Raw genomic sequence first — 24644 nt, forward strand, 5'->3', positions numbered from 1 at the left:
GTCACCCGCCGGCCTTGGGGGCGTCGGCGGCAGGCTTGCCGTCCTTGCCGTCCATCTTCCAGCCGTCCATCTTCCAGCCGTCCATGTGGCGGGCCCGCATGGCCTCGCGCTCGGCCTCGGTGATCTGGCCGTCGCCATCGGCATCCAGGCGACTGAACATCCGGTCAGCGCCCGTCATGAACTCATCGCGGCTGATCTTGCCGTCGCTGTTGGTGTCGACCTGCTTCATCATATGGGCGCCCATGCGACCCGGCCCACCCTTGCCGTCATGGCCCATGCCGTCATGGCCCTTCATCATGTCGGCGCGGGCGGCCTTCATCTCGTCACGGGTGACGCGGCCGTCCTTGTCGGCGTCCATGCGCTGGAAACGATCGGCGGTCTTCGCCTGCATCTGCTCCAGGGTCATGCCCTGATCATCGGCGGCGATCGCGGCCACGGGGAATGCCACCAGGGCGGCGATACCGGCGGCTGCGGCCATGCGGCGGATGCTGAACTCGGTCATCGATCACATCTCCTTCGGAGCGTGTGGGGGATCGGGGAATGCCGGATCGCTCCGGTTCTGCCAGAGACGGCGCGTCGTCGTGCCCGTCTTCTGTCCCTTAAACGACCGGTCCCGGTCACCTCCTACGCCTGTCGTGTGTGGTTGTCCTGCCAGCGTGCCGCCGCCGCGTCGTCCGATGCCTTGGCCGCCACCCAGCGCGGCCCCTCGCTGGTGTCTTCCAGCTTCCAGAACGGCGCGCGGGTCTTCAGCCAGTCGATCAGGAAGGCACAGGTATCGAAGGCGGCGGCGCGATGGGCGGATGCGGCGATCACCAGCACGATCCGCTCGCCCGGCTGAAGCCGCCCGACCCGATGAATGATGCGGATCGCCTCAAGCGGCCAGCGTTCAGCGGCCTGTTCCGCCACCCGGCGGATCTCCCGCTCGGTCATGCCGGGATAATGTTCAAGCGTCATGGCGCCGATCGTCTGGTCGCCGTCGCGGCCGCGCACCTGGCCCACGAAGATGGCGATGCCGCCGGTGGCATCGCCGCCTGCCGCCCGGGCGTATTCGGCGCCGACGTCGAAATCCGCGGTCTGGACGCGGATGTCGATGGCGCAGGTGCCGGCGTCACTGCCGCTGCCGCCGGTGACCGGCGGAAAGATCGCGACCTCGTCGTCATCGGCCAGCCCGGCATCGCCCTGCGCATAATCCTGGTTCACCGCCACCCGCACGGCCGAGCGGTCGGCCAGCGCCGCTTCATGGCCGGGGCTCAGCGTCGACAGATGGTCCAGCAGCCCGGCCACGGTCGCGACCGCCGGTGAAAAGGCGATGTCCTCGTCTGCCCGGCCCACGCGGGCGCGCATCCAGGCGAAATAAAGCACATGCAGCGACATGGGGCCGTCTCCTGGTTCGGGGGTCAGCGCCGGTCGGCGGCGATCAGATGGCGCATGCCGGTCTGCATATAGGCCCATCCCGTGATCACGGTCAGGCCCGCCGCCACCCACAGCAATGTCGTGCCGCCCAAGGCGGCCGATGCCGGCAGCACCGGCAGCAGCAGCAGCACGGCGATGGCCGCCATCTGCACTGTCGTCTTCCATTTGGCAAGGCCCGATACCGGCACCGATACCCGGTCGCCGGCCAGATGTTCGCGCAGGCCCGAAATCAGGATCTCGCGGCACAGGATGATCAGCGCCGGCAGGGCATCGGCCCGGCCGTCGCCGACCAGCATCAGCAGTGCCGCGGTCACCAGCAGCTTGTCGGCGATCGGATCGAGGAAGCGGCCGACGGCGGAGACCACGCCCCAGCGCCGCGCCAGCCAGCCATCCAGCCAGTCGGTGACCGATGCGGCCGCGAACAGCCCGAAGCTGACCCAGGCACCGGCCACCGGTTCCAACAGGAAGGCCGCCAGGAAGAACGGGATCACCACGATCCGCGACAGGGTGAGCAGGTTGGGAAGGCGATTGCGCATCGGCATCCGGTGACTGGGGGCGGGGGCATATGGCCAACTCGGGCGGCAGGACGCGCCCATTCTCATGACGCGCCCACTCTACAGGCCGGCGGCGGGTTCGTCAGCCTCGCGCGATCATGTGCCGGTGAAGGCGGTCAGCCGTCGGGGTGAAAGAAGTGATAGATCTGGCGGGCGACGGTGGTGGAGATGCCGTCGACCTTGGCGATGTCGGGCAGACTGGCCACCTCGACCGCCTTGGCCGAGCCGAAATGATGCAGCAGCGCTTTTTTGCGCCGCGGGCCGATGCCGGGGATCTCGTCCAGTGCCGAGGTGCCGATCGCGCGGCTGCGCTTGGCGCGGTGCTGGCCGCCGGCGAAGCGGTGGGCCTCGTCGCGCAGGCGCTGCAGGAAATACAGTACCGGGTCGCGGTCGGGCAGGCGGAACGGCGCCTGACCGGGCAGGAAGAACCGCTCGCGGCCCGCATCGCGGTCGGGGCCCTTGGCGATGGCCGCCACCATGATCCGGCCGGTCAGCCCAGCCGCCTCCAATTCCTCGACGCCGGTCTTGAGCTGGCCTTCGCCGCCATCCAGCAGCACCAGATCCGGCCAGCCGTCGACCCGGTCCACCTCGCCTCCGGCCTCGTCGAGTTCGCGGGCGAGCCGGGTGAACCGGCGGCGCATCACCTCGCGCATCATCGCATAGTCGTCGCCACCGGCCTTGGCCGGGTCGATGTCGCGGATGGTGAAGCTGCGATAGGCGCGCCGGTCCAGGCCGTCGGGGCCGGCGACGATCATACCGCAGACCGCGTGGGTGCCCGAGATATGGGCGTTGTCATAGACCTCGATCCGGCCGGGCGTGCGATCCATGCCGAAGACCTTGGCGGTGCCCTCCAGCAGCCGCTTCTGGCTGGACGTCTCGGCCAGCTTGCGGCCCAGCGCCTCACGCGCATTGGTGACGGCATGACCCACGGCCTGGGCCTTGTCGCCACGTCGCGGCACCGCGAGCCGCACCTTGTGGCCGGCGCGCACCGACAGCGCCTGGGCGACCAGCGCCGCCTCGTCGGGTTCCTGGCTCAGCAGCACCTCACGCGGGGGCAGCTTGTCGGCATAGAACTGGCCAAGAAAGGCCGACAGCACCTCGGGCGCCGGGCTGCCGGCCTCGTTGGCCGGGAAATAGGCCCGGTTGCCGTAATTCTGGCCGCCGCGGAAGAAGAACACCTGGATGCAGGCCTGGCCGCCCTCATCGGCGATCGCCACCACATCCGCATCCTCCAGACCCTGGAAATTGATCCCCTGGCTGGCGGTCACCCGGGCCAGAGCCTTGATCCGGTCGCGATAGACCGCGGCGGTCTCGAAATCCAGCGCTTCGGCCGCCTGCGCCATATGGCCCTGCATCGCCTCGCGCACGCTGGCCGAGCGTCCGCGCAGGAAATCGCGTGCCTCCGATACCAGCCGGCCATAGCTGTCGCGGTCGACATAGGCGCAGCACGGCGCGCTGCACCGCTTGATCTGGTATTGCAGGCAGGGGCGGGTGCGGCTGTCGAACATCGGATCCGAGCAGGTCCGCAGCAGGAACGCCTTCTCCAGCATCGCCAGGGTTTCGTTCACCGCGCCGGCGCTGGCAAAGGGGCCGAAATACTCGCCCTTGCGGTTGCGGGCGCCGCGGTGCTTCACGATCTGCGGAAAATCATGGTCGCCGGTGATCAGGATATAGGGGAAGCTCTTGTCGTCGCGCAGCAGCACGTTGAAGCGGGGCCGCAGCCGCTTGATCAGATTGGCTTCCAGCAGCAGCGCCTCGGCCTCGGAACCGGTGACGACGATCTCCATGGTCCGGGTCTCGGCGACCATCCGCATCAACCGCGGCTGCAACTGGTTGATCCGGGTATACGATGCCACCCGCCGCTTCAGATGCTTGGCCTTGCCGACATAGAGCACGTCGCCATGGGTATCCAGCATCCGGTACACGCCGGCGCTGTCGGGCATGGTGCGCAGCGCCGACTGAATTGCGGCCCGTCCGACCTGCAATTGCGGATGCCGGCGCAGCGACGGGCCGGTGGGGGCCGCCGGGCCGGCATCGCTGCCGATTGCCCCTTCAGGGGGCGTGGCGATGGCATCATCAGGTGCCCCGACGTCAGGCGGCCCGGCAGCGCCGTCGCCGGTGTCGGCCGATACCCAGGCATCCGCCTCGGCATCGTCGGCATCAGCCTCGTCATCGGCGTTCTCGTCACTGCCATCGACCGGCGCCAGCCGCACCCAGCCCGGATCGCCGGTCTCGTGACGCGGCCGCCGGCCCGAACGATGGGGTGCCGGGCGACGGGGTGCCGGGCGATCATCCGAGGCGCCGGCCATCCCGGCACGGTGATCGGCGCGATCCTCGTCATGCCCAGAGGCATCATCGGACGCGTCATCATCTGCCCCGTCGTCGCCAGTGTCATCGTCGCCAGTGTCACCGTCGACGGCGTCGTCATCGCCGGTTTCGCCGTCTGCGACACCGGCGGGCCGGCGGCGCGACAGCAGCCGGGCCAGGGCCGGCGTGTCGAGTGCGGCGCCATCGCCTTCCCAGACGATATCCTCGGCCCCGGTATCCTCGGCATCTCCGGACGCGGCGCCGGTCTGGGCCGGATCGGTCGGCTGGCGGTGGATATCTTCAGGGGTCTCGGTCATGTCCGTCTCACAAGCGTCATCGGATCGTCAACATATCCACGGAAACTGTGGATAACCATGTGCATATCGTGTTGAGGGACGTTGCGACAGGGCCGCCCGCTTGGTTTTCCATCGCTTTGCCCAAAAATAAGGCATTTATTAAGGCATTGTTTTTACTACGATTTCCACAAATCAGGTCGCCAGCCACGTACCATCAAGGGCTTAGCACGGAGAGTCAGTGTCAAGTGCTTTCTTGGATGGTCCCTGTGCAAAAAAAAGCGGGTGTGGCCGGATTCCGCCACCGTTCCCGCCCCGTTCATGGCGGTCGACTACATGCATCCGCATGCTATCAGAGCGATTCGGCATGTGGTGGGCGGGCTTTGCACAATATGGCCCGCCTCGCGGTCAGGCGCGCATTCGCTCAATTTCCACACCCACCCCGGCGGCGTCGGGGAACACGTCCAGCTTTTCGATCCGCACCCGTGCCACCAGAACGCGATCGTCGGTGAAGCAGAGCCCCGCCACGCGTTCGGCAAGTGTTTCAACCAGATTGACATGGCCATCCCGGGCGAGTGCGCGTATGCCGATCACCAGATCCTCGTAAGACAGCACATGCGACAGATCATCGGCCGGTGGCGGCCCGTCGTCGCGCAGGGTGATGTCGATGTTGAAGGCCACGCGCTGTGGCCGGCCATGTTCATGCGCATGGACGCCGATGTCGCAGGCGATCACCAGGTCGCGGATGAACAGATGTCGCCGCGCGGGCCGTTGATCCGGCTGGGGGACGGCACGCAGTTGGATCGGGTCGGTCAAGTCGCTCTCCCGTTCGGGGCGCGCGGCCGGCCGGCAGACCGGCCCGCCCGAGGGTCTTGGTTCAGGGCAAGGACGAAGCGAGAAGGGGCAGAGGCCGGCCTGGGCCGGCATCGCGCAGTCCTACCGCAGTGCGTGAGCGCCGTCGAGGGTCAGTCCAGTGCCGCATCATGCGCCCCACCCCCCGCGCCGGGATGCGGTTCCGATCCATGTGGCCCAGATCCGTGCGGCGCCTGCGCCCAGCCCAGATGCTGGCCGCCGTCCAGGGCCAGCATCTGGCCGGTCATCGCCTGGGCATCGATCAGGAAGCGGATCGCCGCCGCGATCTCGGCAGGCGAGGTGCCGCGCCGCAGGGGCATCTTGTCGCATTGGGCGCGGAAGCCCTCGTGGTCCTGATGCACGCTGGCGAGTGTCGGGCCGGGGCCGATGGCATTCACCCGGATGCGTGGCGCCAGCGCCATCGCCATGGTCCGGGTCAGGGTCCACAAGCCGGCCTTGCTGACGGTATAGGTCATGAAATGTGGTGTCAGATTCCACACCCGCTGATCGATCAGATTGATGATCGTACCGCCGGCATCGTCCGGCAGTTGTGCCACCAGCGCTTGCGACAGTACGAAAGGCGCGCGCAGGTTGACCTCCATGTGGAAATCCCAGCTATCGCGGGTGGCGGTGGTGACGGCATCATATTCGAAGGTCGAGGCATTGTTGATCAGCACACCCACGGGCCCCAGCGCCGCGGTGGCGGCGGGCATCAGTGCGGCGACCTCGGCTTCCACAGACAGATCGGCGGCCAGTGCCACGGCCCGCCCACCCGCCGACACGATCTGCGCGACCACGGCGTCGGCATCTTCGGCCGAACCGTTATAGTGCACGGCCACGGCATAGCCATGGGCTGCGAGGTCCAGCGCCACGCACCGGCCGATGCGCCGGGCGGCGCCGGTCACCAGGGCCGTCCTGGGTATGGCGGGCAGGGGTCTGGCGCCGTCGATGAGGCCGGGCTGTTCGGAGTGCAGGGTCATGGGGCAGGGGTCCGTCTGACAGGAAGGGTCATGTGAAGAAGCGGCACCCGGCCACCCGGTCATTCGCCGGGGACGCCATCTCCCGGCAGTTTTCCCCCTGGGAATTTCCCGGCAGGGCCGGCTGGGGGCGGAGCCCGGCCATCGTCGGATGCGCCATCCTGGTGGACATGTGCCGTCGCCGGCTGCCGGTCAAGCGCGAGCAGGCGATTTGCGATGGTCGCCGCCGGCTTGGTGAAGCCCGCAAGCATGGCATACAGCACCGGCACCAGGAACAGGGTCATGATCGTGGCCAGCGTCATGCCGCCGATGACCACCACCGCCAGCGCGCTGCGGCTTTCGACTCCGGCACCCGATCCCATGGCCAGCGGCACCGCGCCCAGAACCGTGGCGATGGTGGTCATCAGGATCGGTCGCAGGCGCAGAACCGCCGATTTGCGCGCCGCCTCGGCCGGGGACAAGCCATCTTCATCCCGCAACTGATTGGCGAATTCCACGATCAGGATGCCGTTCTTGGCCATAAGGCCGATCAGCATCACCATGCCGATCTGGCTGTAGATGTTCAGCGTGCCGCCGGACAGCCAGATGCCGGCAAGGCCGCCGGTCAGCGCCAGCGGCACCGCCAGAAGAATGATCACCGGGTGGATCCAGCTTTCGAACTGGGCTGCCAGCACCAGGAACACGATCAGGATCGACAGGGCGAAGGTCAGCATGATGCCGGCGCCGGCATCGACATATTCCCGCGACTGGCCGTCGAAGCTGATCCGTGCCTGCGGCGGCAGGTTGGTGGCCGCGATCTCCTGCACCCGCTCCACGGCGTTGCCGAGACCATAGCCGTCGGCCAGCCCGGCCGAGATGGTGATCGCCGGCAGCCGGTCGACGCGGCGCAGTTCCTTGGGCACCGCCACCTCTTCCATCCGCACCAGATTGGACAGCGGCACCAGCGAGCCGTCGGTGCCGGCGCGCACGAACAGGCTGGACAGATCGGCGGCGCTGGCACGGTCGCTGTTTTCGGCCTGAAGCACCACGTCATACTGTTCGCCGCGATCCTCGAACCGGGTGACGGTGCGGCTGCCGAACATCACCTCCAGCGTGCTGCCGATATCCTGGGCCGAGATGCCGAGGGCCGCGGCGCGTTCGCGGTCGACCGTGACATCCAGCTGCGGCTTGGTCTCTTCGTAGTCGCTGTTGACGTTGTTCAGGCCCGGTTCAGCCAGCAGCCGGTCCATCATGATGTCGCGCCAGGCCTTCACATCCTCGCGGTCCAGGCCGGCGACCACCACTTCCAGCGGATTGGAGAAGCCGCGCTGCCCCAGCCCCGGCGGATTGACCGGCACCGCGCGCACCCCCGGAATGGCGGTGAGCTGCGGCCGCACCCGGTTGACCAGATCCACCTGACCGGCGGTGCGCTCGGCCCAGGGCACCAGCCGCACGATGACGAAGGCGCGATCGACCGGTGCCGGCCGGCTGGAGCCGGGCGAGACGATGGTGAACACGGTCGAGGCGACGCCCTCGTCCACCAGAGGTTGCAGGATCTGCTCGACCTTCTCGACATTGCGGCTGGTGTAGTCGTAGCTCGACCCCTGCGGCGCCTCGACCACCACGATGAAGCTGCCGCGATCCTCGGTGGGGGCGAATTCCTTCGGAACCTGTTCATAAAGCAGGCCCGCCACCGCCGACAGCGCCACCGCCACCGCCAGCACCACCAGCCGCGCGCCCATCGCCCAGCCCAGCATCCGGTCATAAACCGTGTTGAGGCCATCGAAGAACCGGCGGGCGCCGCGTTCGGCGGCATTGGCATGGCCGGGCGCGCGCAGCAGCTTGCTGCACATCATCGGGGTCAGGGTCAGCGCCACCAGCATCGAGAACGCCACCGATGCCGCCATGGCGATGCCGAATTCGCCGAACAACCGTCCGGTGCGGCCCTCCATGAACGAGATCGGCACGAACACCGCGATCAGCACCAGCGTGGTCGCGATCACCGCGAAGGCGATCTGGCGGGCGCCGCGATAGGCGGCAAGCAATGGCGGCTCACCGTCTTCGATCCGGCGGTGGATGTTTTCAAGAACCACGATGGCGTCATCGACCACCAGCCCGATCGCCAGCACCAGCGCCAGCAGGGTCAGCACATTGATCGAAAAGCCCATGGCGCCGAGCACGGTGAGCGAGGCGATGACCGAGACCGGGATCGCCACCGCCGGCACCAGCGTGGCCGCGATCGAGCGCAGAAAGACGAAGATGATGCCCACCACCAGCAGCAGGGCGATGACCAGCGCGTGCATCACCTCATAGATCGCCTCCGAGATGAACAGGCTTTCGTCATAGGAATAGCTGATGGTCATGTCCGGCGGCAGGCTGGTGCGCAGCGCCTCGACTTCCGCGCGCACGCCGTTCGCCACATCCAGTGTGTTGGCCTTCGACTGGCGGATGACGCCGACGCCGATGCCTTGCTGGCCGTTGGAGCGGATCTCGTTCTTGTAATCCTCGGCACCGACCTCGATGCGGGCGATGTCGCCCAGCCGGATCGGCCGGCCATCGGCGCCGCCGCTGACCACAAGCTGGCGGAAATCGGCCTCGGTCGCGAACCGGGTGTCGGTGCGGATCGTGACCTCGCGATTGGTGGTCTCGATGCTGCCGGCCGGCAGTTCCAGGTTCTCGCGGTTGAGTGCGGCGGTGACGTCGTTCACCGTCAGGCCGCGGGCCGACAGCGCCTGGCGGTCGATCCAGATCCGCATCGCATAGCGCCGCTCGCCGCCGATATAGACCGAGGCCACACCCGGCACCACCGACAGCCGGTCGACGATGAAGCGGTCGGCGTAATCGGTGAGCGCCAGCGCGTCGCGGGCATTCGAGGTCAAGGTCATCCAAAGCATCGGCCGGCTGTCGGCGTCGGCCTTCGAGATGATCGGCTGTTCCGCCGTCTCGGGCAGATCGTCGATCACCTGGGCGACCTTGTCGCGGACGTCGTTGGTGGCGGCCTCCAGGTCGCGCTCGACATTGAATTCGATGTTCACGAACGAGCGGCCGTCGCGGCTGACCGAGCGCAGGGTCCGGATGCCCTCGATGCCGCTGACCGCCCCTTCGATGATCTCGGTCACCTGGGTTTCGACCAGGGACGCCGGCGCGCCACGGAATGACGTGCCGACCGAGACCTGCGGCGTGTCGACATCGGGATATTCACGCACCGCCAGCCGCAGGCCCGCGGCCAGCCCCACCACGATCAGCAGCAGGGACAGCACGGTCGCAAAGACCGGGCGCTTGATGGAGACATCCGACAGGATCATAGCGGGGCCGGCCTCTGTTGCGCAGCATTCCGGCCCCGGTTGGGGGCGTCACCGCGATCTGGATGGTGCAGGCTGTTCGTGGTGGTGCTCAGCCGGCGGTCACGTTGGCGGGTGCGGGTGCGGGTGCGGTGACGGCGATGGGCGCGCCGTTGCGCAGGCGCTGGTGGCCCGCTGCAACCACCTGCTCGCCGGCCTGAAGCCCTGCCAGAATCTCGACCTGGCCGTTCTGGCGCCGGCCGGGTTCCACCACCCGGCGCTCGGCCGTGCCGTCGGCGGCTGCGACATAGACATAGGCCAGCCGGCCCTCGCGGATCAGCGCCTGTTCGGGAATGGTCGGCACGTCGGGCCCGGGGTCGAGTGTCAGGGTGACGGCCAGGAACATGCCGGGCTTCAGCCGGCCGTCGGCGTTGTCGATCTCGGCTTCGACCGTCACCGCGCGCGTGGACACGTCGATGCGGGTGTCGATGAACCGGACCGTGCCGACGAAGGCGGTGGCGGGATAGGCCGCACTCGCCGCCGCGACCATCTGGCCGGGGGCGAGTTGGGCCAGCGCGGTTTCGGGCACCGCGAAGGCCACCTTGATCGGATCGATGTTGTCGAGGGTGGTGATGGCGGTATCGGGGCCGACCACGGCGCCCACGCTCACCTGCTTCAACCCCACCCGGCCGGGAAAGGGGGCGACCACGCGATGATCGGCCAGGGTTGCGCGCGCCGAGGCCAGGGTGGCGCGGGCGGCGGTGAGCTCGGTGGTCCGGGTGTCGAATTCAGCGGCCGAAACGGCGTTGCCCCGGCGCAGCTGCCGGGTGCGTTCCAACTGGGTGGTGGCTTCCTTCACCGCCGCTTCCAGGCGGGCGACATCGGCGCGGGCGCCGGCATCGTCGAGCACCGCCAGCACCTGGCCGGCCTCGACCGTGCCGCCGGGGATGAAGTTCAGGTCGGTGATCCGCCCGGAAATCTTGGTGGAAACGGTGATCGCCTCGATCGCGCGCGCCGTGCCCACGGCCTCCACCGTCCGGGCCAGCTGGCGCGGGGTCACCGTTTCCAGCTCCACCCGCACCGGCTGTTGTCCGGCGGGGGCGATGGTGGCGGATGCCGTGCCCGTTTCCCCCCCGGTCAGGTGGTCCCAGCCATACCACGCACCCGCGCCTGCCGCTGCAAGCCCGGCGATCAACACGATCTGCCCGATGATCCGCACGTCCAGTCCCCCGAAGCCCCGCCTGCTGTGGCGTCTGCGATGGCGCCATCACCTGTTGCCGGCGATGATACGCGCAGGCGCACAGTTCTCCTACGCTGCGATTTCAAGGACGGATCGGATGCCGCGTAACGGGCGCAGACATTGTGGCCCTCAGCCGCGCTTGCGGCCGGTGGGGCGTCCGGATTTCATGGCGCCGCGCCGCCCGCCGGCCTTGGCGCCGCCACTGACCGTGGCGGCTCTGCTGTCGAGGGATCGCGATCCGCCGCGCCCCCGTGGGGGCGACAGCATGGGGGCGCCGGCTTCGGCCAGCCCCAGTTCGGCGGCATCCAGGCGCTTCAACTCGTCGCGCAGGCGGGCCGCCTCCTCGAATTCCAGATCGGCGGCAGCCTCGCGCATCCGCTTTTCCAGATCCTCCTTATAGGCCTTCAAGTTATGGCCGACCAGGTGGCCGCCCTCGGCCTCGTCGACATCCACCTTCAGGTAATCGGCCTCATAGACCGATCCCAGCGCCGCGCCGATGGTCTTGCGCACGCTTTCGGGCGTGATGCCGTGCTCCTCGTTATAGGCGACCTGCTTGGCGCGCCGTCGCTCGGTCTCGGCGATGGCATAGTTCAGGCTTTCGGTCATATGGTCGGCATAGCACAGCACCCGGCCATCGATATTGCGGGCCGCGCGCCCGATGGTCTGAACCAGCGAGGTCTTGGACCGCAGGAAACCTTCCTTGTCGGCATCCAGAATCGCCACCAGAGCGCATTCCGGGATATCCAGACCCTCGCGCAACAGGTTGATCCCGATCAGGATATCGAACACGCCCTTGCGCAGGTCGCGGATGATCTCGATCCGCTCCAGGGTCTCGATGTCGGAATGCAGATAGCGGACCTTCAGCCCGGCCTCGTGCATGTATTCCGTCAGATCCTCGGCCATGCGTTTGGTCAGGGTGGTGACCAGAACCCGATACCCGCGGGCGATGGTGTCGCGGGCTTCCCCCAGCAGATCGTCGACCTGGCGCGTGCAGGGCCGCACGATCACCGGCGGATCGATCAGCCCGGTCGGGCGGATCACCTGTTCCACGAACAGGCCGCCGGTGCGTTCCATCTCCCAAGGCCCTGGGGTCGCCGATACGAACACCGATTGCGGCCGCATCGCGTCCCATTCCTCGAATTTCAGCGGCCGGTTGTCGGCGCAGGACGGCAGTCGGAAGCCGAACTCCGACAGGGTCGATTTGCGCTGAAAGTCGCCGCGAAACATGCCGCCGACCTGGGGCACGGTGACATGGCTTTCGTCCACGAACAGGATCGCATCTTCCGGCAGATATTCGAACAGCGTCGGCGGCGGCTCGCCCGGCGCGCGGCCCGACAGATAGCGTGAATAGTTCTCGATGCCGGCGCAGGAGCCGGTGGCCTCGATCATTTCCAGATCGAACATGGTGCGCTGTTCCAGGCGCTGTGCTTCCAGCAGCTTGCCATCGGCCTCGAACTGGACCAGCCGGGTCTTCAACTCCTGCATGATCTGCTTCGACGCCTGGGCCAGTGTCGGCTTCGGTGTCACGTAATGGCTGTTGGGATAGATCCTGACCTTCGGGAAGCTGCCGGTCTTCTCGCCGGTCAGCGGGTCGAACTCCACGATCTGTTCCACCTCGTCGCCGAACAGGCTCAGCCGCCAGGCGCGGTCTTCCAGATGGGCGGGGAAGATTTCCACCACATCGCCGCGCACCCGGAAGGCGCCGCGCTGGAAGCCGGTATCGTTGCGCTTGTACTGCAACTCCACCAGCCGCTTGACGAAGGCATTGCGATCGAGCGTTTCGCCCTTCGACACGTCGAGGGTCATCCGGGCATAGGTTTCCACCGCGCCGATACCATAGATGCACGACACCGAGGCGACGATGACCACGTCGCGACGTTCCAGCAGCGCCCGTGTCGCCGAGTGGCGCATCCGATCAATCTGCTCGTTGATCGAGGCTTCTTTCTCGATATAGGTGTCCGAGCGCGGCACATAGGCTTCGGGTTGGTAATAATCGTAATACGAGACGAAATACTCCACGGCGTTGTCGGGGAAGAATTCCTTCATCTCGCCATAAAGCTGAGCGGCAAGAGTCTTGTTCGGCGCCAGAATCAGGGCAGGGCGTTTCTCGGCGGCGATCACCTGGGCCATGGTGAAGGTCTTGCCCGATCCGGTCACACCCAGCAGAACCTGATCGCGCTCGTGGCCGCGGATTCCATCGATCAATTCGGCGATCGCTGTCGGCTGATCTCCGGCTGGTTGATAGGCGCTGACCAGACGGAAGTCGGCCGGCCCGTCCGGACGGGTCGGCATCGGATCGGGTGACTGCCGGTCGGGCGTCAGAGCAGACAGGCTGCCGGGCATGATCTCGGAACTCCGGTACCGATGGGGGAGGCGTGCAACCCAATATAGTATCTTTTGCAGCTTTTTCAGCGGGTGTGTGAACCGCGCAAGGAGGGGGCGCGGGAGGCCTTCGGTTGAGGGCTTTTCCGTTGAAAGGCCCGGGGGCCGGGAGTACGTTGCCGCCCGGATGTCCGTTTGCCGGAGACGGGGCCGGTCAGCATGCTGACAGCGCGCCATTTTCTCCGATCGGCGGCGCATCGTTCACCCGTTTTGTTTCCCAGCCGAAGAGCTGATCCAATGTCCGTGATCGCCGACCGCCTGTCCCGCATCAAGCCGTCGCCGACGCTTGCCGTCACCGCCAAGGCCGCCCAGCTCAAGGAAGCTGGTCGCGACATCATCGGCCTGGGCGCGGGCGAGCCCGATTTCGACACCCCCGACAACATCAAGGACGCCGCGATCAAGGCGATCCGCGATGGCCAGACCAAGTACACGCCGGTGCAGGGCACCCGGGCGCTGATCGAGGCGGTGCGGAACAAGTTCAAGCGCGAGAACGGCCTGGACTACGCGGCGAACCAGATCGTGGTTGGCACCGGCGGCAAGCAGGTGCTGTACAACGCGTTCATGGCCACGCTGAACCCGGGCGACGAGGTGATCATTCCGGCGCCGTACTGGGTGTCGTATCCCGATATGGCGCTGCTGGCCGAAGGCGTGCCGGTCTTCGTTGAAGCCGGCCGCGAGACCGGATTCAAGATCCAGCCGGCCCAGCTTGAGGCGGCGATCACGCCCCGCACCAAGTGGCTGATCCTGAATTCGCCCAGCAACCCCAGCGGTGCCGCCTATTCGGCCGCCGAATTGCGGGCGCTGGCCGATGTTCTGGTCCGTCACCCGCATGTGCTGGTGCTGACCGACGATATGTACGAGCACATCCTGTATGACGGCTTCGAATTCGCCACCATCGCGCAGGTGGCGCCGGAGCTGTATGACCGCACCCTCACCGTGAACGGCGTTTCCAAGGCCTATTCGATGACCGGCTGGCGCATCGGCTATGCCGGCGGCCCCGCCAACATCATCAAGGCGATCACCGCCATTCAGTCGCAGTCGACGTCGAACCCGTCCTCGATCAGTCAGGCGGCCGCGGTCGAGGCGCTGAATGGCCCGCAGGATTTCATCGCCGAGCGCGCGCGCCGCTTCCAGGTCCGCCGCGATCTGGTGGTGCGGCTGCTGAACCAGGCCCCCGGCCTGGTCTGCCCGGTGCCCGAGGGCGCGTTCTATGTCTATCCGTCCTGCGAGGGCGTGCTGGGCAAGAAGACCCCGCAGGGGCAGGTGATCGGGTCGAGCGAGGATTTCGCGGGCTATCTGCTGGAGCATGTCGGCATCGCCGTCGTGCATGGCGCGGCCTTCGGTCTCGACCCCTATTTCCGCATCTCCTATGCCACCGCCGACGAGGTGCTGGAAGAAGCCTGCGGCCGCATCGCCCGGGCCTGCAACGATCTGGTCTGACCGGCGGCCCTGTCCGGCCGGCATATCCGGCCGGCATATCCCCGGCACGACATACAGAACCCCGGCAGCTTCGGCTGCCGGGGTTCTGTATGTCAGGGGGGCCTTCACGCCTGCGTGATCGGCGCGTCATCCGCTTTGATGTGTGGCGGCGGGGATCTAATCTCCATGGTGGGACGTCAGGTTTCAAAGCCCACCGGAACCGTCAGGAGTTTGTTCGATGCGCATCATCCGTCGCCGCAGCTGGAATTTGCCGGAACGCGACGTCACGCCCGAGGCCGTGTGGCGCGATCGACGCTCGGTGCTGAAGGCCATGGGGTTTGGCGCCATGGGTGCCGCCATGGGCGGCGGTGTGGCAGGGGCGCTGCTGGCGCCCGGTCATGCCCATGCCTATCAGCCGGGCGACGCGCCCACCGACAACCCGTGGACGGGGCTGTATCCGGTTGACCGCAACCCCGCCTATGCCGATGCCGGCCGGCCGTTGACGCCCGAGAAGATCGCCTCGTCCTATAACAATTTCTATGAATTCGGCACCCATAAGCGGATCTGGCCCGACGCCCAGAAGCTGACGCTTCAGCCCTGGACGGTCACCATCGACGGCATGGTCGATAATCCGCAGACCCTGGATGCCGATGCCCTGATCCGGAAGATGGCGCTGGAAGAGCGGATCTATCGGTTCCGCTGTGTCGAAGCCTGGGCGATGGTGGTGCCGTGGAGTGGCTTTCCGCTGTCGGCGCTGGTGAAGATGGCCGGGCCCAAGGCCGGCGCGAAGTACCTGCGTATGGAGACTTTTGAGGACAGCGGCATGGCCCATGGTCAGCGCTCCATCTGGCTGCCCTGGCCCTATGTCGAGGGATTGACGCTGGACGAGGCGGCCAATGATCTGGCCTTCATCGCCACCGGCATCTACGGCAAGCCGCTGCCCCGCCAGCATGGCGCGCCGCTGCGGTTGGTGACGCCCTGGAAATATGGCTTCAAGTCGATCAAGTCGATCGTGCGCTTCACCGTCACCGATGAACGCCCGACCAGTTTCTGGGAGCAGCTTGAAAGCCGCGAATACGGCTTCTGGGCCAATGTGAACCCCGAAGTCGCCCATCCGCGCTGGAGCCAGGCAACCGAGAAGATGATCGATACCGGCGAGGACGTGCCGACCCTGAAGTGGAACGGCTATGGCGAGCAGGTCGCCAGCCTTTATACCGGTGTCAACGACGGCGACCGTCTGTTCCGCTGATCGCCGTCATACGCGGTTTCCATCACCTGCCATGCGTCCCGCGCACAACGGACTTGCGTGGATCGGCTGGCTGCGTCATATTTGCGCATCGTCAGACCGGACGAAAACATGGTCGCGACGGGCCGGCGGTGGAACTGGGGAGGGCTGCCGCCGACACGACGAACGGAACGGCCGATGGCAGCCGCGTTGCGCGCGATCGCGTTGCACAGGCACCCGCCTGAGGCACACGACGACAGCTTCGGACGAGACATCCGGGGCACAGGCACCCGCCCGGCAGTGACGCCGGTCGCAGAACGCCGCGATATCCGATGCCACGAGGGAGGGGAGGCCCGTCGGCATCACCGGTATCGTCCCGTCGGCCGCTCCGTTCTTCGCGCTCCTGTTATAAAAGATGCCGGCTGGCGTCGTGTTGCGTGAGGAAGCGCCCCTGATCCGCAGACCGTTGACGGGCTGGCCTCTATGGTCGCCGGTCCGTCTGCGGATCACTCGATTGTTATACGTGCCGTCTGCGGATCACTCGATTGTCATACCTGCCACCTGCGGTGGCGGGAGCCAAGGTGCCGGCAAAAAAAAAGCCGGGCCTTGCGGCCCGGCTGAAGTCTGACAGGGAGGCTTCACGTCTGGGAGACGCGAAAAAGGTCAGGGAGACCTTTGCACCCGGGGGGAGACCCGGATGCGGAAACCGATGGGGGAGCCATCTGTTTCCGTGGCATCGGAGGATGACCTCGACGATGTTGCAGTGCATATAGGACGCCACGGCGCCGAGCGCCAGAGCCCCGAAGACAGTTCAGCCATGCACGTTGCGCATGGCTTTCTTTTTGCGCGTATTTGGGGTGCGATCAGGGCCGCTGTCATGACACCGCAACTCTCCTCTGGCATGAGGCATGGGCGGTCATGGGCTGATGCGGGCCAGAGCCCGTGGGCTGATGCAGGCCAGAGGAGGCGAGGGTGAATGCCATGTATGTCTCCGCAATGATCCTGGCCATCCTGGCGACACTTGCCGGCGCCATTCATCATCCGCCGGCCGCCGCAGCGGCCGAGCCGATGGCAGAGCTGCCGCTCACCGTGCTGGTCGGCGGCTATCAGTTTCCGCCTTATGTCGAGATGAACCGGTCGGACGGCAGCATCACCGGCCTGACGATCGAGACCATTTCGGCGTTGAACGCACAGCAGGATCGTTACCGCTTCGTCTTCGTGCCGACCACACCGACCCGGCGCTACCAGGATTTCACCAATCGCCGCTTCGACATCATGCTGTTCGAGATGACCAACTGGGGATGGACCGATCAAGGGATCGCGGTCGACGCCTCCGGGACCATCGGCGCCGATGGCGAGGTGTATATCGCCCAGGCGCGTCAGGATCGCGATGAGGGCTGGTTCGACACGGTCACCGACCAGAAGATCGCCGCCATTCTTGGCTATCACTATCAGTTCGCGGACTTCCAGAACGATCCGGTCCAATTGCGCAGCCGGTTCGATATCGTGCTGGTCAACGACAGCGAGGCGGTGATTGCGCTGGTGCTGCGCGGACGGGTGATGGCCGGCGTGGTGACCAGATCCTTTCTGGAACGCTATCTGAACCGGCACCCGCAGGATCGGGCGCGGATACTGATCTCAACGCGTCTCGATCAGCTCTATGATCTCCGCGTGCTGGCACATCCTGAGGCGACATTATCGGCGTATGCGGTGCGCTGCCTGCTGGCGGATCTGGATGCCGCCGACCGGCTGGCGCCGCTCTGGCAGAGCCATGGCCTGGAGCCGGTCCCTTTGAGGCAGGTGTATTTACCCCTCGTCCCACGCGCGTCCGGCGTGCCCGGCGGCGCCTGCCAGACCGGTGCGGACATGCTCCCAACCCGCGAGCGGATCAGGCCATCTCCTGAGAAATCAGGCCGCTAAACCACAAAGCCGCACCGCAACACCAATGGGAATCCGATCTGGATATTGCTAGGATGCGGCCCTGATCGGGGTCCCGTGCCGGATGGTCCGGCGGCCTCCGACCGACAACGGCGACGGGCCCCGCAGGCCGGCCGCCCTGTCGTTTCGGTGCCTGGACAGGCGTGTCAGGCCGTCCGCAGCAGGAGACCGGGAAAGCGTGCGTCTGTTGGCCAGGTTCTTGGCGGTGATGCTGGTTGCTGTGTCTGGACATATAGCGACCGCCCTGGCAGCGGATACCGTGGGCCTGCGTCGTGACGTGCCGATCGGCGGCTATCAGTTCCCGCCCTATGTCGAGATGGATATCGGCGGCGGGCCGGCCACCGGCCTGATCATCGACACCATCGCCGCCCTGAACGCCGTTCAGGATCGATGGAATTTCGTGTTCGTGCCGACCACGCCGGCGCGTCGCTATCAGGATTATACGGCCGGGCGGTTCGACCTGCTGCTGTTCGAGAAGATGGCCTGGGGCTGGTCGGCCGCGGGCATCGTGATGGAGACCTCCGGGACGATCGCCGAGGATGGCGATGTCTATATCGCCCGGGCCGGGCCCGACCGGGACGAGAGCTGGTTCGATGATATCGCCAGCCGCCGGATCGCGGCGATCCTGGGCTACAACTATCGCTTCGCCGACTTCCAGAACGATCCCACTGAATTGCGGAAGCGTTTCGATATCGCGCTGGTCAACGACACCGCGGCGGTGATCGCGCTGGTGCTGCGCGGCCGGGTCGACACCGGCGTGGTGACGAAGTCCCATCTGGAGCGGTATCTGCAGCAGCATCCGGACGATCGGGAGCAGGTGCTGGTGTCGGCCCGCTTCGACCAGACCAACGACCTCAGGGTTCTGGGGCGGCCAGGCACCACGCCATCGGCTGACACCGTCTTTGGCCTGCTGGCCGATCTGCAGCGCCAGGGCAGACTGGCTCCGTTGTGGCAGGCCTATGGTCTGGCACCCATGCCGCTGGAGAGGGCGGTGCAGGCGCCCGCGCCGCCATCCTCCGCAGCGGCGCCGGCGCCGCGCTGATCTGAGGACGATCGATCATGCAACCCGTTGAGCGGCGCAATGTTGCGGCCCCCGCTGCCCCGGTCCCTTCCGGCGGTGATACGGCAAACGGCGGCCGCCCCGCACGGTCGCTGGCCGGCAAGCTGTTCCGCCGCACCCTGCCGGTGGTGGTGCTGGTGCTGCTGCTGATCCAGGGCGGCATTGCCTGGATCACCTGGACCGACCAGCGCAATGCCCTGACCCATCGCGCCCAGATCATGGCCGAGCTGACCGCCCGGGCGATCGCCACCCCGATCTGGTATCTGGACCGGACGGTGTTCGAACCGCAGGTGCAGGCCCTGGCCACCGATGACGGCTTCCGCTATGCCCGTGTCTTCGACGAACTGGGCAAGGTGTTGTTCCAGACTGGCGATGCCGCGGCGCTGAACGCCACCGATACGATCGTGGTCAGCCGCGATATCGTCGAGCCCAAGGCCGATCTGAAGGTGGGGCGGATCGAACTGGTGATCGGCACCGAGGAGTTGAACCGCACCGCGGCACTGCTGGCGATGACGGCATTGCTCGCGGTGCTGGTGCTGGCGGCGGCGCTGTCGATCACGGTTCAGATCGTCATGCGCCGGCTGGTGGTGAAGCCGCTGGCGCGCATGCTGGCGGCCATGCGGCAGGTCGAGCGCAAATCCTGGGTGCAACTCGATGATGTCGGCGATGACGAGCTGGGGCAGGCCGGTGCCGCCTTCAACCGCATGGTCGATGGCCTGCGCTCGGGCGATGACGCCAAGCGGCTGCTGGCGGCGTTGCAACGGGCGCAATCCGATCTGGTCGACAAGAACCAGGCCCTGGAGGCGGCCAATCATCAGGTGATGGAGAGCATCCGCTATGCCCGCCGCATCCAGGAAGGCATTCTGCCCGATGCGACGGTGCTGGCCCCGGTGATGACCGAGATGGCGGTGCTGTGGGAACCGCTCGATCTGGTGGGCGGCGATTATTGCTGGATGGAGCGGCGCGATGGTCAGGCGCTTGTCCTGGTCGCCGACTGCACAGGCCATGGTGTGCCGGGCGCCTTCATGACCATGGTCGTGGCATCGGCGCTGCGGCGCATTCTGGACCGGCCGATCTTCCCGCAGCCGGATGTCATCCTGACCGAGCTTGACCGCATTGTCCGCCATCGTCTGCGCCAGGAGGCGCCGGATCCGGCGACAGGGGCCGATGATGGCCGTGCGCCCTGGGACATGTCGGATGACGGGCTGGATGCGGGGGTATGCATCTATGACGAAGCGACCGGGCTGCTGTATTTTGCCGGCGCCGGCCTGTCGCTGACGGTGATCGGCCCGGATGGTGTGATGTCGCATACCGGTGTCCGGCGGAGCCTGGGCTATCGAACCCTGCCGCCGCCGGGATCGGTGCCGGTGCATTGCCATCAGGTGCTGCCGGGTGAGCGGTTCTATCTATGGACCGATGGCGTTTCCGACCATGTCGGCGGCCGACCCAAGCGCGTTTTCGGGCGCAGACGGGTGGCGGCGACCCTGGCACGACTGGCGCATCTGTCGCTGGAGGATCAGATCCAGGGGCTGTGCGCCGATCTCGACCGCTATCGCGGGGCCGAGGCCCGGCGTGACGACATGACCATGGTGGCATTTCAGCCACGGCTACCCGACGATGTCCATTCCCGCGCCGGCACGAGCCCGGACGCGGTGACTGCCTGAGGAGCGGCGACGTGCTTGCACGAGAGCTTTTCGAATTCCGGTCGCAGATCCAGGCCCACAAGCTGATGCTGGTCTATAGCGGCATCATGTCCGAGGGCATCCTGTTTTCGTTGGGCGAGGCGTTGCGTCGCAAGCTTGAGCAGGACGACACCGATCGCAACCTTACCAAGCGCGTGTTCTCGGTGTTTGTCGAGCAGGTGCAGAACATCATCCGCTATTCCGGTGACGCCGAAGGATCGGCCGGCACGGCCGCTGGGGATGCGGGGGCGGGGGCAGGCGCGCTGCGCTCGGGCATCGTGACCGTCGGCAAGGATGGCGGCCGGTTCTTCGTGATCTGCGCCAACATGATCGACAGCGCCAAGGCGCCCCGGCTGCGCAGCCGGCTGGAGGAACTGGCGGCCCTGTCGCCCGAAGAGCTGAAGGTGCTATACCGGCGCAAGCTGAAGGAAGAGCCCGAGGCCGAAAGCCAGGGCGCCACGCTGGGATTGATCGAGATTGCCCGCCGCGCCAGCAGCCCGATCGAGTTCGACTTCTTCGAGGTCGATGCGCAGACCACCTTCTATGGCATCAGGGTGTTCATATGACCGCTGTTTCGTCTGTCCTGTTCTCCGGCATCGATCTGCCGGCCACCGATCGGTCGCCGGCCGTGCGGTTCGATCCGGCGGCAGGCGCGCTGGCGCTGTCGGGTGAGTCCTATCCCGAGGATGCGGCAGCGTTCTTCGGCCCGATCCTGCATGGTCTGCGCGCCTTTCTTCAGATGGAGGGGCCCAGCGTCACAGTGGATATTGCGCTGATCTACTTCAATTCTTCGAGCGCCAAGGCGTTGATGAACATCTTTCAGATGCTGGAAGAGGCGGCCGCGAATGGTCGGTCGGTCACGGTGAACTGGCACTTTGCGCCCGATGATGAGACCATGGAAGAATTCGGAGAAGACTTTGCGTCGGACCTCGACGCAATCGACTTCGTGATGTGCGCGGACGAGGAGCCTTCCGGATGACGAAGATCAGACGGCCGCTGGATACGACCAACAGCGATTTCTCGCTCTTCGATCAGGAAGAGGCGATGATCGCCGAAGGCGAGCAGATGATCCGGAAACTGGAGGAGGTTTCCGACGGCGTCCGCAGCCTGATGCGCGCCTATCGTCAGGGGTATCGTGAACAGCGCCGGCTGGTGCGGTTGTCCGACCGGATGCAGGACGAATTGCGGCGCCTGAACCAGCGGCTGGAGGCCGAGGTTCGGGCACGGGAGGCGCTGACCCGGCGGCTGGAGGCATTGGCCGCGGTCGATGAACTGACCGGTGCCGCCACCCGTCGCCACTTCATGGAGGTTGCCGGGGCACTCAGCCAGCGCTGGCAGCAGGATGGCATATCGTCCGGGGTGATGATGGCCGATATCGACCAGTTCAAGACCATCAATGATCGCTTCGGCCATGCCGCGGGCGATGAGGCGCTGCGCCTGTTCGTGGGGCGTGTGTCCGAGGCGCTGCGTGAGACTGATGTCGTGGGCCGGCTGGGCGGCGAGGAATTCGCGGTGCTGCTGCCCGATATCGATGCGGGCGAGCTGGATCAGATCGCCGAACGGCTGCGGAGCATCATTGCCGCCATCCGCCTGCCGTGGAAAGAGGATGAAATCCGCCTGACCGCCAGCTTCGGGGTTGCCCGGTTCTCGGCGCCGGGCGACGATATCGACCGCGTGCTGTCGCGGGCGGACAAGGCGCTGTATGCGGCCAAACGTGCCGGCCGCAACCGGGTTGTCACGAGCGATGCCGGAACGGCCGAGGGCGAAAGCGGCAGCGCAGGCATCTGATCGTCCGATACCCGGCTGCCGCCATGGCCTGGTCAGCGAAGGCTCTGTTCGATCTCGCGGATCAGGAAGTCTCGGAACACCGCGATGCGCTTGGAATGGCGCAATTCCTCGTGATAGACGAAATAGACCTCTGATTGCGGGCCTTCCAGTTCCGGCAGCACCTGCACGACATTGCCGTTCTCGCGCACCATGTAATCGGGGATCGAGGCGATGCCGAGTCCGCTTTCCACGGCACGCAGAATGCCATAGATGTTGTTGACCTTCAGGATCGGCCGCCGCGGCTTGCCGGCCGTGGCACCCACATCCAGGATCCAGTTGGCGTTGGCGATCGGGGCCGCCGTGTCCTCGCCGAACACGATCAGCTTGTGATCATCCAGTTCCGCCGGTGACTTGGGCATGCCCGACCGGTTGATGTAATCCGGCGAGGCATAGATGCCGTGGCGGATGGTCATCAGCTTGCGTTTCACCAGATCCGGCTGGCGGGGTGGCGACATCCGGATCGCGATATCCGCCTCGCGCATCCCCAGATCCAGCTCGCTGTCGTCGAGCAGCAGGGTGATGGTGACGTCCGGATGCAGGGTGACGAAGCCGTGGATGCGCGGCGTCAGCCAGACCGAACCGAAGGCGACCGTGGTGGTCACCTTCAGCGGTCCTTTCGGCCGTTCGCGGCTTTCGGTCAGCATCGCTTCGGCCATCGACAGTTTGGCGAAGACGTCGCGTGCGGTGTTGCGCAGCAACTCGCCTTGTTCTGTCAGAATCAGGCCGCGGGCGTGGCGATGGAACAGCGGTACGCCGAGGCTCTCCTCCAACGCGCTGATCTGCCGGCTGATGGCCGACTGGCTGAGGTTCAGCAACTCGCTTGCATGCGTGAAGCTGCCGGCCTCGGCGACGGTGTGGAAGATCTTGACCCGGTCCCAGTCCATATCAGGCTCGCGAGGCTCCGCTGAAGCAGTGGGCGTACGAACGTCTGGCCGCCGCACCCCATGTCATTTGTCTTTTTCCCGATCTTACGGTGCCGGGCGCCGGTCTTCAAAGGAAGTGTTGGAACAATGATCGACGGGTCGGCAATCCCGGGCCCCGCGGGCACGATATCGCCGACCGTCGTCCGGGCCGGTCCGGCCTATTCGGCCGCCACTTCCACGCCGTGATGCGCGGTGCCGGCCAGGAAGCGTTCGGCTTCCAGGGCGGCCATGCAGCCGGTGCCGGCAGCGGTCACCGCCTGCCGGAAGATCTTGTCCTGAACGTCGCCGGCGGCGAACACGCCGGGCACACCGGTGCGGGTGCTGTCGGCCTGTGTGATCAGATAGCCGTCATTGTCCAGCTCCAGTTTGTCCGCGAACAGGCTGGTCGCCGGGGCATGGCCGATGGCGATGAACACGCCGTCGACCAGCAGGTCGGTCAGGCTGCCGTCATTGGTGTTCTTCAGCCGCGCGCCGGTCACCGAGGCCGGGCCACCATGCGCGCTTTCCGACAGATAGCTGTCGATGGTGGCGTTCCACACCATTTCGATCTTCGGGTTGGCGAACAACCGTTCCTGAAGCATCTTCTCGGCGCGCAGCTCGTCCCGGCGGTGGATCAGATAGACCTTGTCGGCGTGGTTGGTCAGGTACAGGGCCTCTTCGACGGCGGTGTTGCCGCCGCCGACCACCGCGACCTTGCGGTTGCGATAGAAGAACCCGTCGCAGGTGGCGCAGGCCGACAGGCCGAAACCTTTCAGGGTCTCTTCGCCCTCAAGCCCCAGCCATTTTGCCTGGGCGCCGGTGGAGATGATGACCGTGTCGCCGGTATAGATGTCGCCGCTGTCGCCGCGGGCCACGAATGGCCGCTGGCTGAAATCGATGTCGACGATGATGTCGTGATGAAACCGGGTGCCGACATGCTCTGCCTGGCGCTGCATCTGCTCCATCAGCCAGGGGCCCTGGATGACGTCCGGAAAGCCCGGAAAGTTCTCGACGTCGGTTGTGATCGTCATCTGGCCGCCGGGCTGAAGCCCGTGCACCAGGATCGGTTCCAGCATCGCGCGGGCGGCATAGATCGCGGCAGTCAGGCCGGCGGGGCCGGATCCCAGGATCAGAACCTTGCTGTGATGGGTGGCGCTCATGACGATCGGCTTTCCTGGCTGGCGAACGCTGGACGCAGGCCTTCGGGTTTTGCGCCCTGCGGCTCGCGGTCCCTGGTGGATGGACAGGTGGCGCCCCTGGCATCTGCCCGTCGCAGGCTGTGGCAGGGGGCACGGACACTAGCGGGATCGGGC

Annotated in this window: 19 protein-coding genes; 8 read left to right on the plus strand and 11 right to left on the minus strand. The window is 66.3% G+C overall.

Annotation, left to right across the window (positions count from 1 at the left end; translation table 11 throughout):
* Position 1: 1 nt before the first annotated feature.
* From IEW15_RS00890 to uvrB, 9 genes are all read right to left on the minus strand, one after another.
* A complete protein-coding gene (locus IEW15_RS00890; protein ID WP_188574063.1) occupies positions 2-502 on the minus strand; it encodes an EF-hand domain-containing protein in 501 nt (166 codons plus the stop codon).
* A 122-nt stretch (positions 503-624) separates the two neighbouring features.
* A complete protein-coding gene (gene moaD / locus IEW15_RS26435; RefSeq protein ID WP_188574064.1) occupies positions 625-1374 on the minus strand; it encodes a molybdopterin converting factor subunit 1 in 750 nt (249 codons plus the stop codon).
* A 23-nt stretch (positions 1375-1397) separates the two neighbouring features.
* Entirely contained in the window at positions 1398-1949 is a 552-nt protein-coding gene (pgsA, locus tag IEW15_RS00900) for a CDP-diacylglycerol--glycerol-3-phosphate 3-phosphatidyltransferase (protein ID WP_188574065.1), read from the minus strand.
* 134 nt (positions 1950-2083) lie between these two features.
* Positions 2084-4591, minus strand: a complete 2508-nt coding sequence (gene uvrC, locus IEW15_RS00905) for an excinuclease ABC subunit UvrC (protein ID WP_372402086.1) — start codon at positions 4589-4591, stop codon at positions 2084-2086.
* 384 nt (positions 4592-4975) lie between these two features.
* Positions 4976-5383, minus strand: coding sequence for a dihydroneopterin aldolase (locus IEW15_RS00910; protein WP_188574066.1), 408 nt, complete (start codon positions 5381-5383; stop codon positions 4976-4978).
* A gap of 149 nt (positions 5384-5532) precedes the next feature.
* Positions 5533-6399: an SDR family oxidoreductase gene (locus tag IEW15_RS00915; protein WP_188574067.1), complete on the minus strand. Its 867-nt coding sequence runs from the start codon at positions 6397-6399 to the stop codon at positions 5533-5535.
* 59 nt (positions 6400-6458) lie between these two features.
* Complete coding sequence (locus IEW15_RS00920; RefSeq protein ID WP_188574068.1) at positions 6459-9680, minus strand: efflux RND transporter permease subunit; 3222 nt, start codon at positions 9678-9680, stop codon at positions 6459-6461.
* Between the two features lie 88 nt (positions 9681-9768).
* Positions 9769-10875, minus strand: a complete 1107-nt coding sequence (locus tag IEW15_RS00925; protein ID WP_188574069.1) for an efflux RND transporter periplasmic adaptor subunit — start codon at positions 10873-10875, stop codon at positions 9769-9771.
* Positions 10876-11025: 150 nt separating this feature from the next.
* Positions 11026-13239 carry an excinuclease ABC subunit UvrB gene (gene uvrB, locus IEW15_RS00930; protein WP_372402080.1) on the minus strand — a complete coding sequence of 738 codons (2214 nt, stop codon included), beginning with the start codon at positions 13237-13239 and terminating at the stop codon, positions 11026-11028.
* 276 nt (positions 13240-13515) lie between these two features.
* On the opposite strand from uvrB, the gene IEW15_RS00935 reads away from it, so the two are divergent.
* The 8 genes from IEW15_RS00935 to IEW15_RS00970 all read left to right on the plus strand — a co-directional run bounded on the left by IEW15_RS00935 (position 13516) and on the right by IEW15_RS00970 (position 22390).
* On the plus strand, positions 13516-14718 hold the full coding sequence (locus IEW15_RS00935) for a pyridoxal phosphate-dependent aminotransferase (RefSeq protein WP_188574070.1): 1203 nt from the start codon (positions 13516-13518) through the stop codon (positions 14716-14718).
* 217 nt (positions 14719-14935) lie between these two features.
* Positions 14936-15946 (plus strand): protein-methionine-sulfoxide reductase catalytic subunit MsrP, encoded by a 1011-nt coding sequence (msrP, locus tag IEW15_RS00940; RefSeq protein WP_188574071.1) that lies wholly within the window; start codon positions 14936-14938, stop codon positions 15944-15946.
* Positions 15947-16903: 957 nt separating this feature from the next.
* Positions 16904-17842 (plus strand): substrate-binding periplasmic protein, encoded by a 939-nt coding sequence (locus IEW15_RS00945; RefSeq protein WP_188574072.1) that lies wholly within the window; start codon positions 16904-16906, stop codon positions 17840-17842.
* Between the two features lie 205 nt (positions 17843-18047).
* Positions 18048-18902 (plus strand): substrate-binding periplasmic protein, encoded by an 855-nt coding sequence (locus tag IEW15_RS00950; RefSeq protein WP_188574073.1) that lies wholly within the window; start codon positions 18048-18050, stop codon positions 18900-18902.
* A 17-nt stretch (positions 18903-18919) separates the two neighbouring features.
* On the plus strand, positions 18920-20584 hold the full coding sequence (locus IEW15_RS00955) for a SpoIIE family protein phosphatase (protein WP_188574074.1): 1665 nt from the start codon (positions 18920-18922) through the stop codon (positions 20582-20584).
* Positions 20585-20595: 11 nt separating this feature from the next.
* Positions 20596-21168 carry a SiaB family protein kinase gene (locus tag IEW15_RS00960; protein ID WP_188574075.1) on the plus strand — a complete coding sequence of 191 codons (573 nt, stop codon included), beginning with the start codon at positions 20596-20598 and terminating at the stop codon, positions 21166-21168.
* Positions 21165-21581: a DUF1987 domain-containing protein gene (locus tag IEW15_RS00965; RefSeq protein ID WP_188574076.1), complete on the plus strand. Its 417-nt coding sequence runs from the start codon at positions 21165-21167 to the stop codon at positions 21579-21581. The genes IEW15_RS00960 and IEW15_RS00965 overlap by 4 nt, the downstream gene beginning before the upstream one ends.
* Complete coding sequence (locus IEW15_RS00970; RefSeq protein ID WP_188574077.1) at positions 21578-22390, plus strand: GGDEF domain-containing protein; 813 nt, start codon at positions 21578-21580, stop codon at positions 22388-22390. Before IEW15_RS00965 ends, IEW15_RS00970 begins: the two co-directional genes overlap by 4 nt.
* A 32-nt stretch (positions 22391-22422) precedes the next feature.
* On the opposite strand, the gene IEW15_RS00975 is transcribed toward IEW15_RS00970, so the two are convergent.
* Complete coding sequence (locus IEW15_RS00975; protein WP_188574078.1) at positions 22423-23313, minus strand: LysR family transcriptional regulator; 891 nt, start codon at positions 23311-23313, stop codon at positions 22423-22425.
* 197 nt (positions 23314-23510) lie between these two features.
* Complete coding sequence (gene trxB / locus IEW15_RS00980) at positions 23511-24491, minus strand: thioredoxin-disulfide reductase (protein ID WP_188574079.1); 981 nt, start codon at positions 24489-24491, stop codon at positions 23511-23513.
* Positions 24492-24644: the final 153 nt, after the last annotated feature.

Origin of the sequence: Tistrella bauzanensis (assembly GCF_014636235.1) — a bacterium.
Taxonomy (GTDB): Bacteria; Pseudomonadota; Alphaproteobacteria; order Tistrellales; family Tistrellaceae; genus Tistrella; species Tistrella bauzanensis.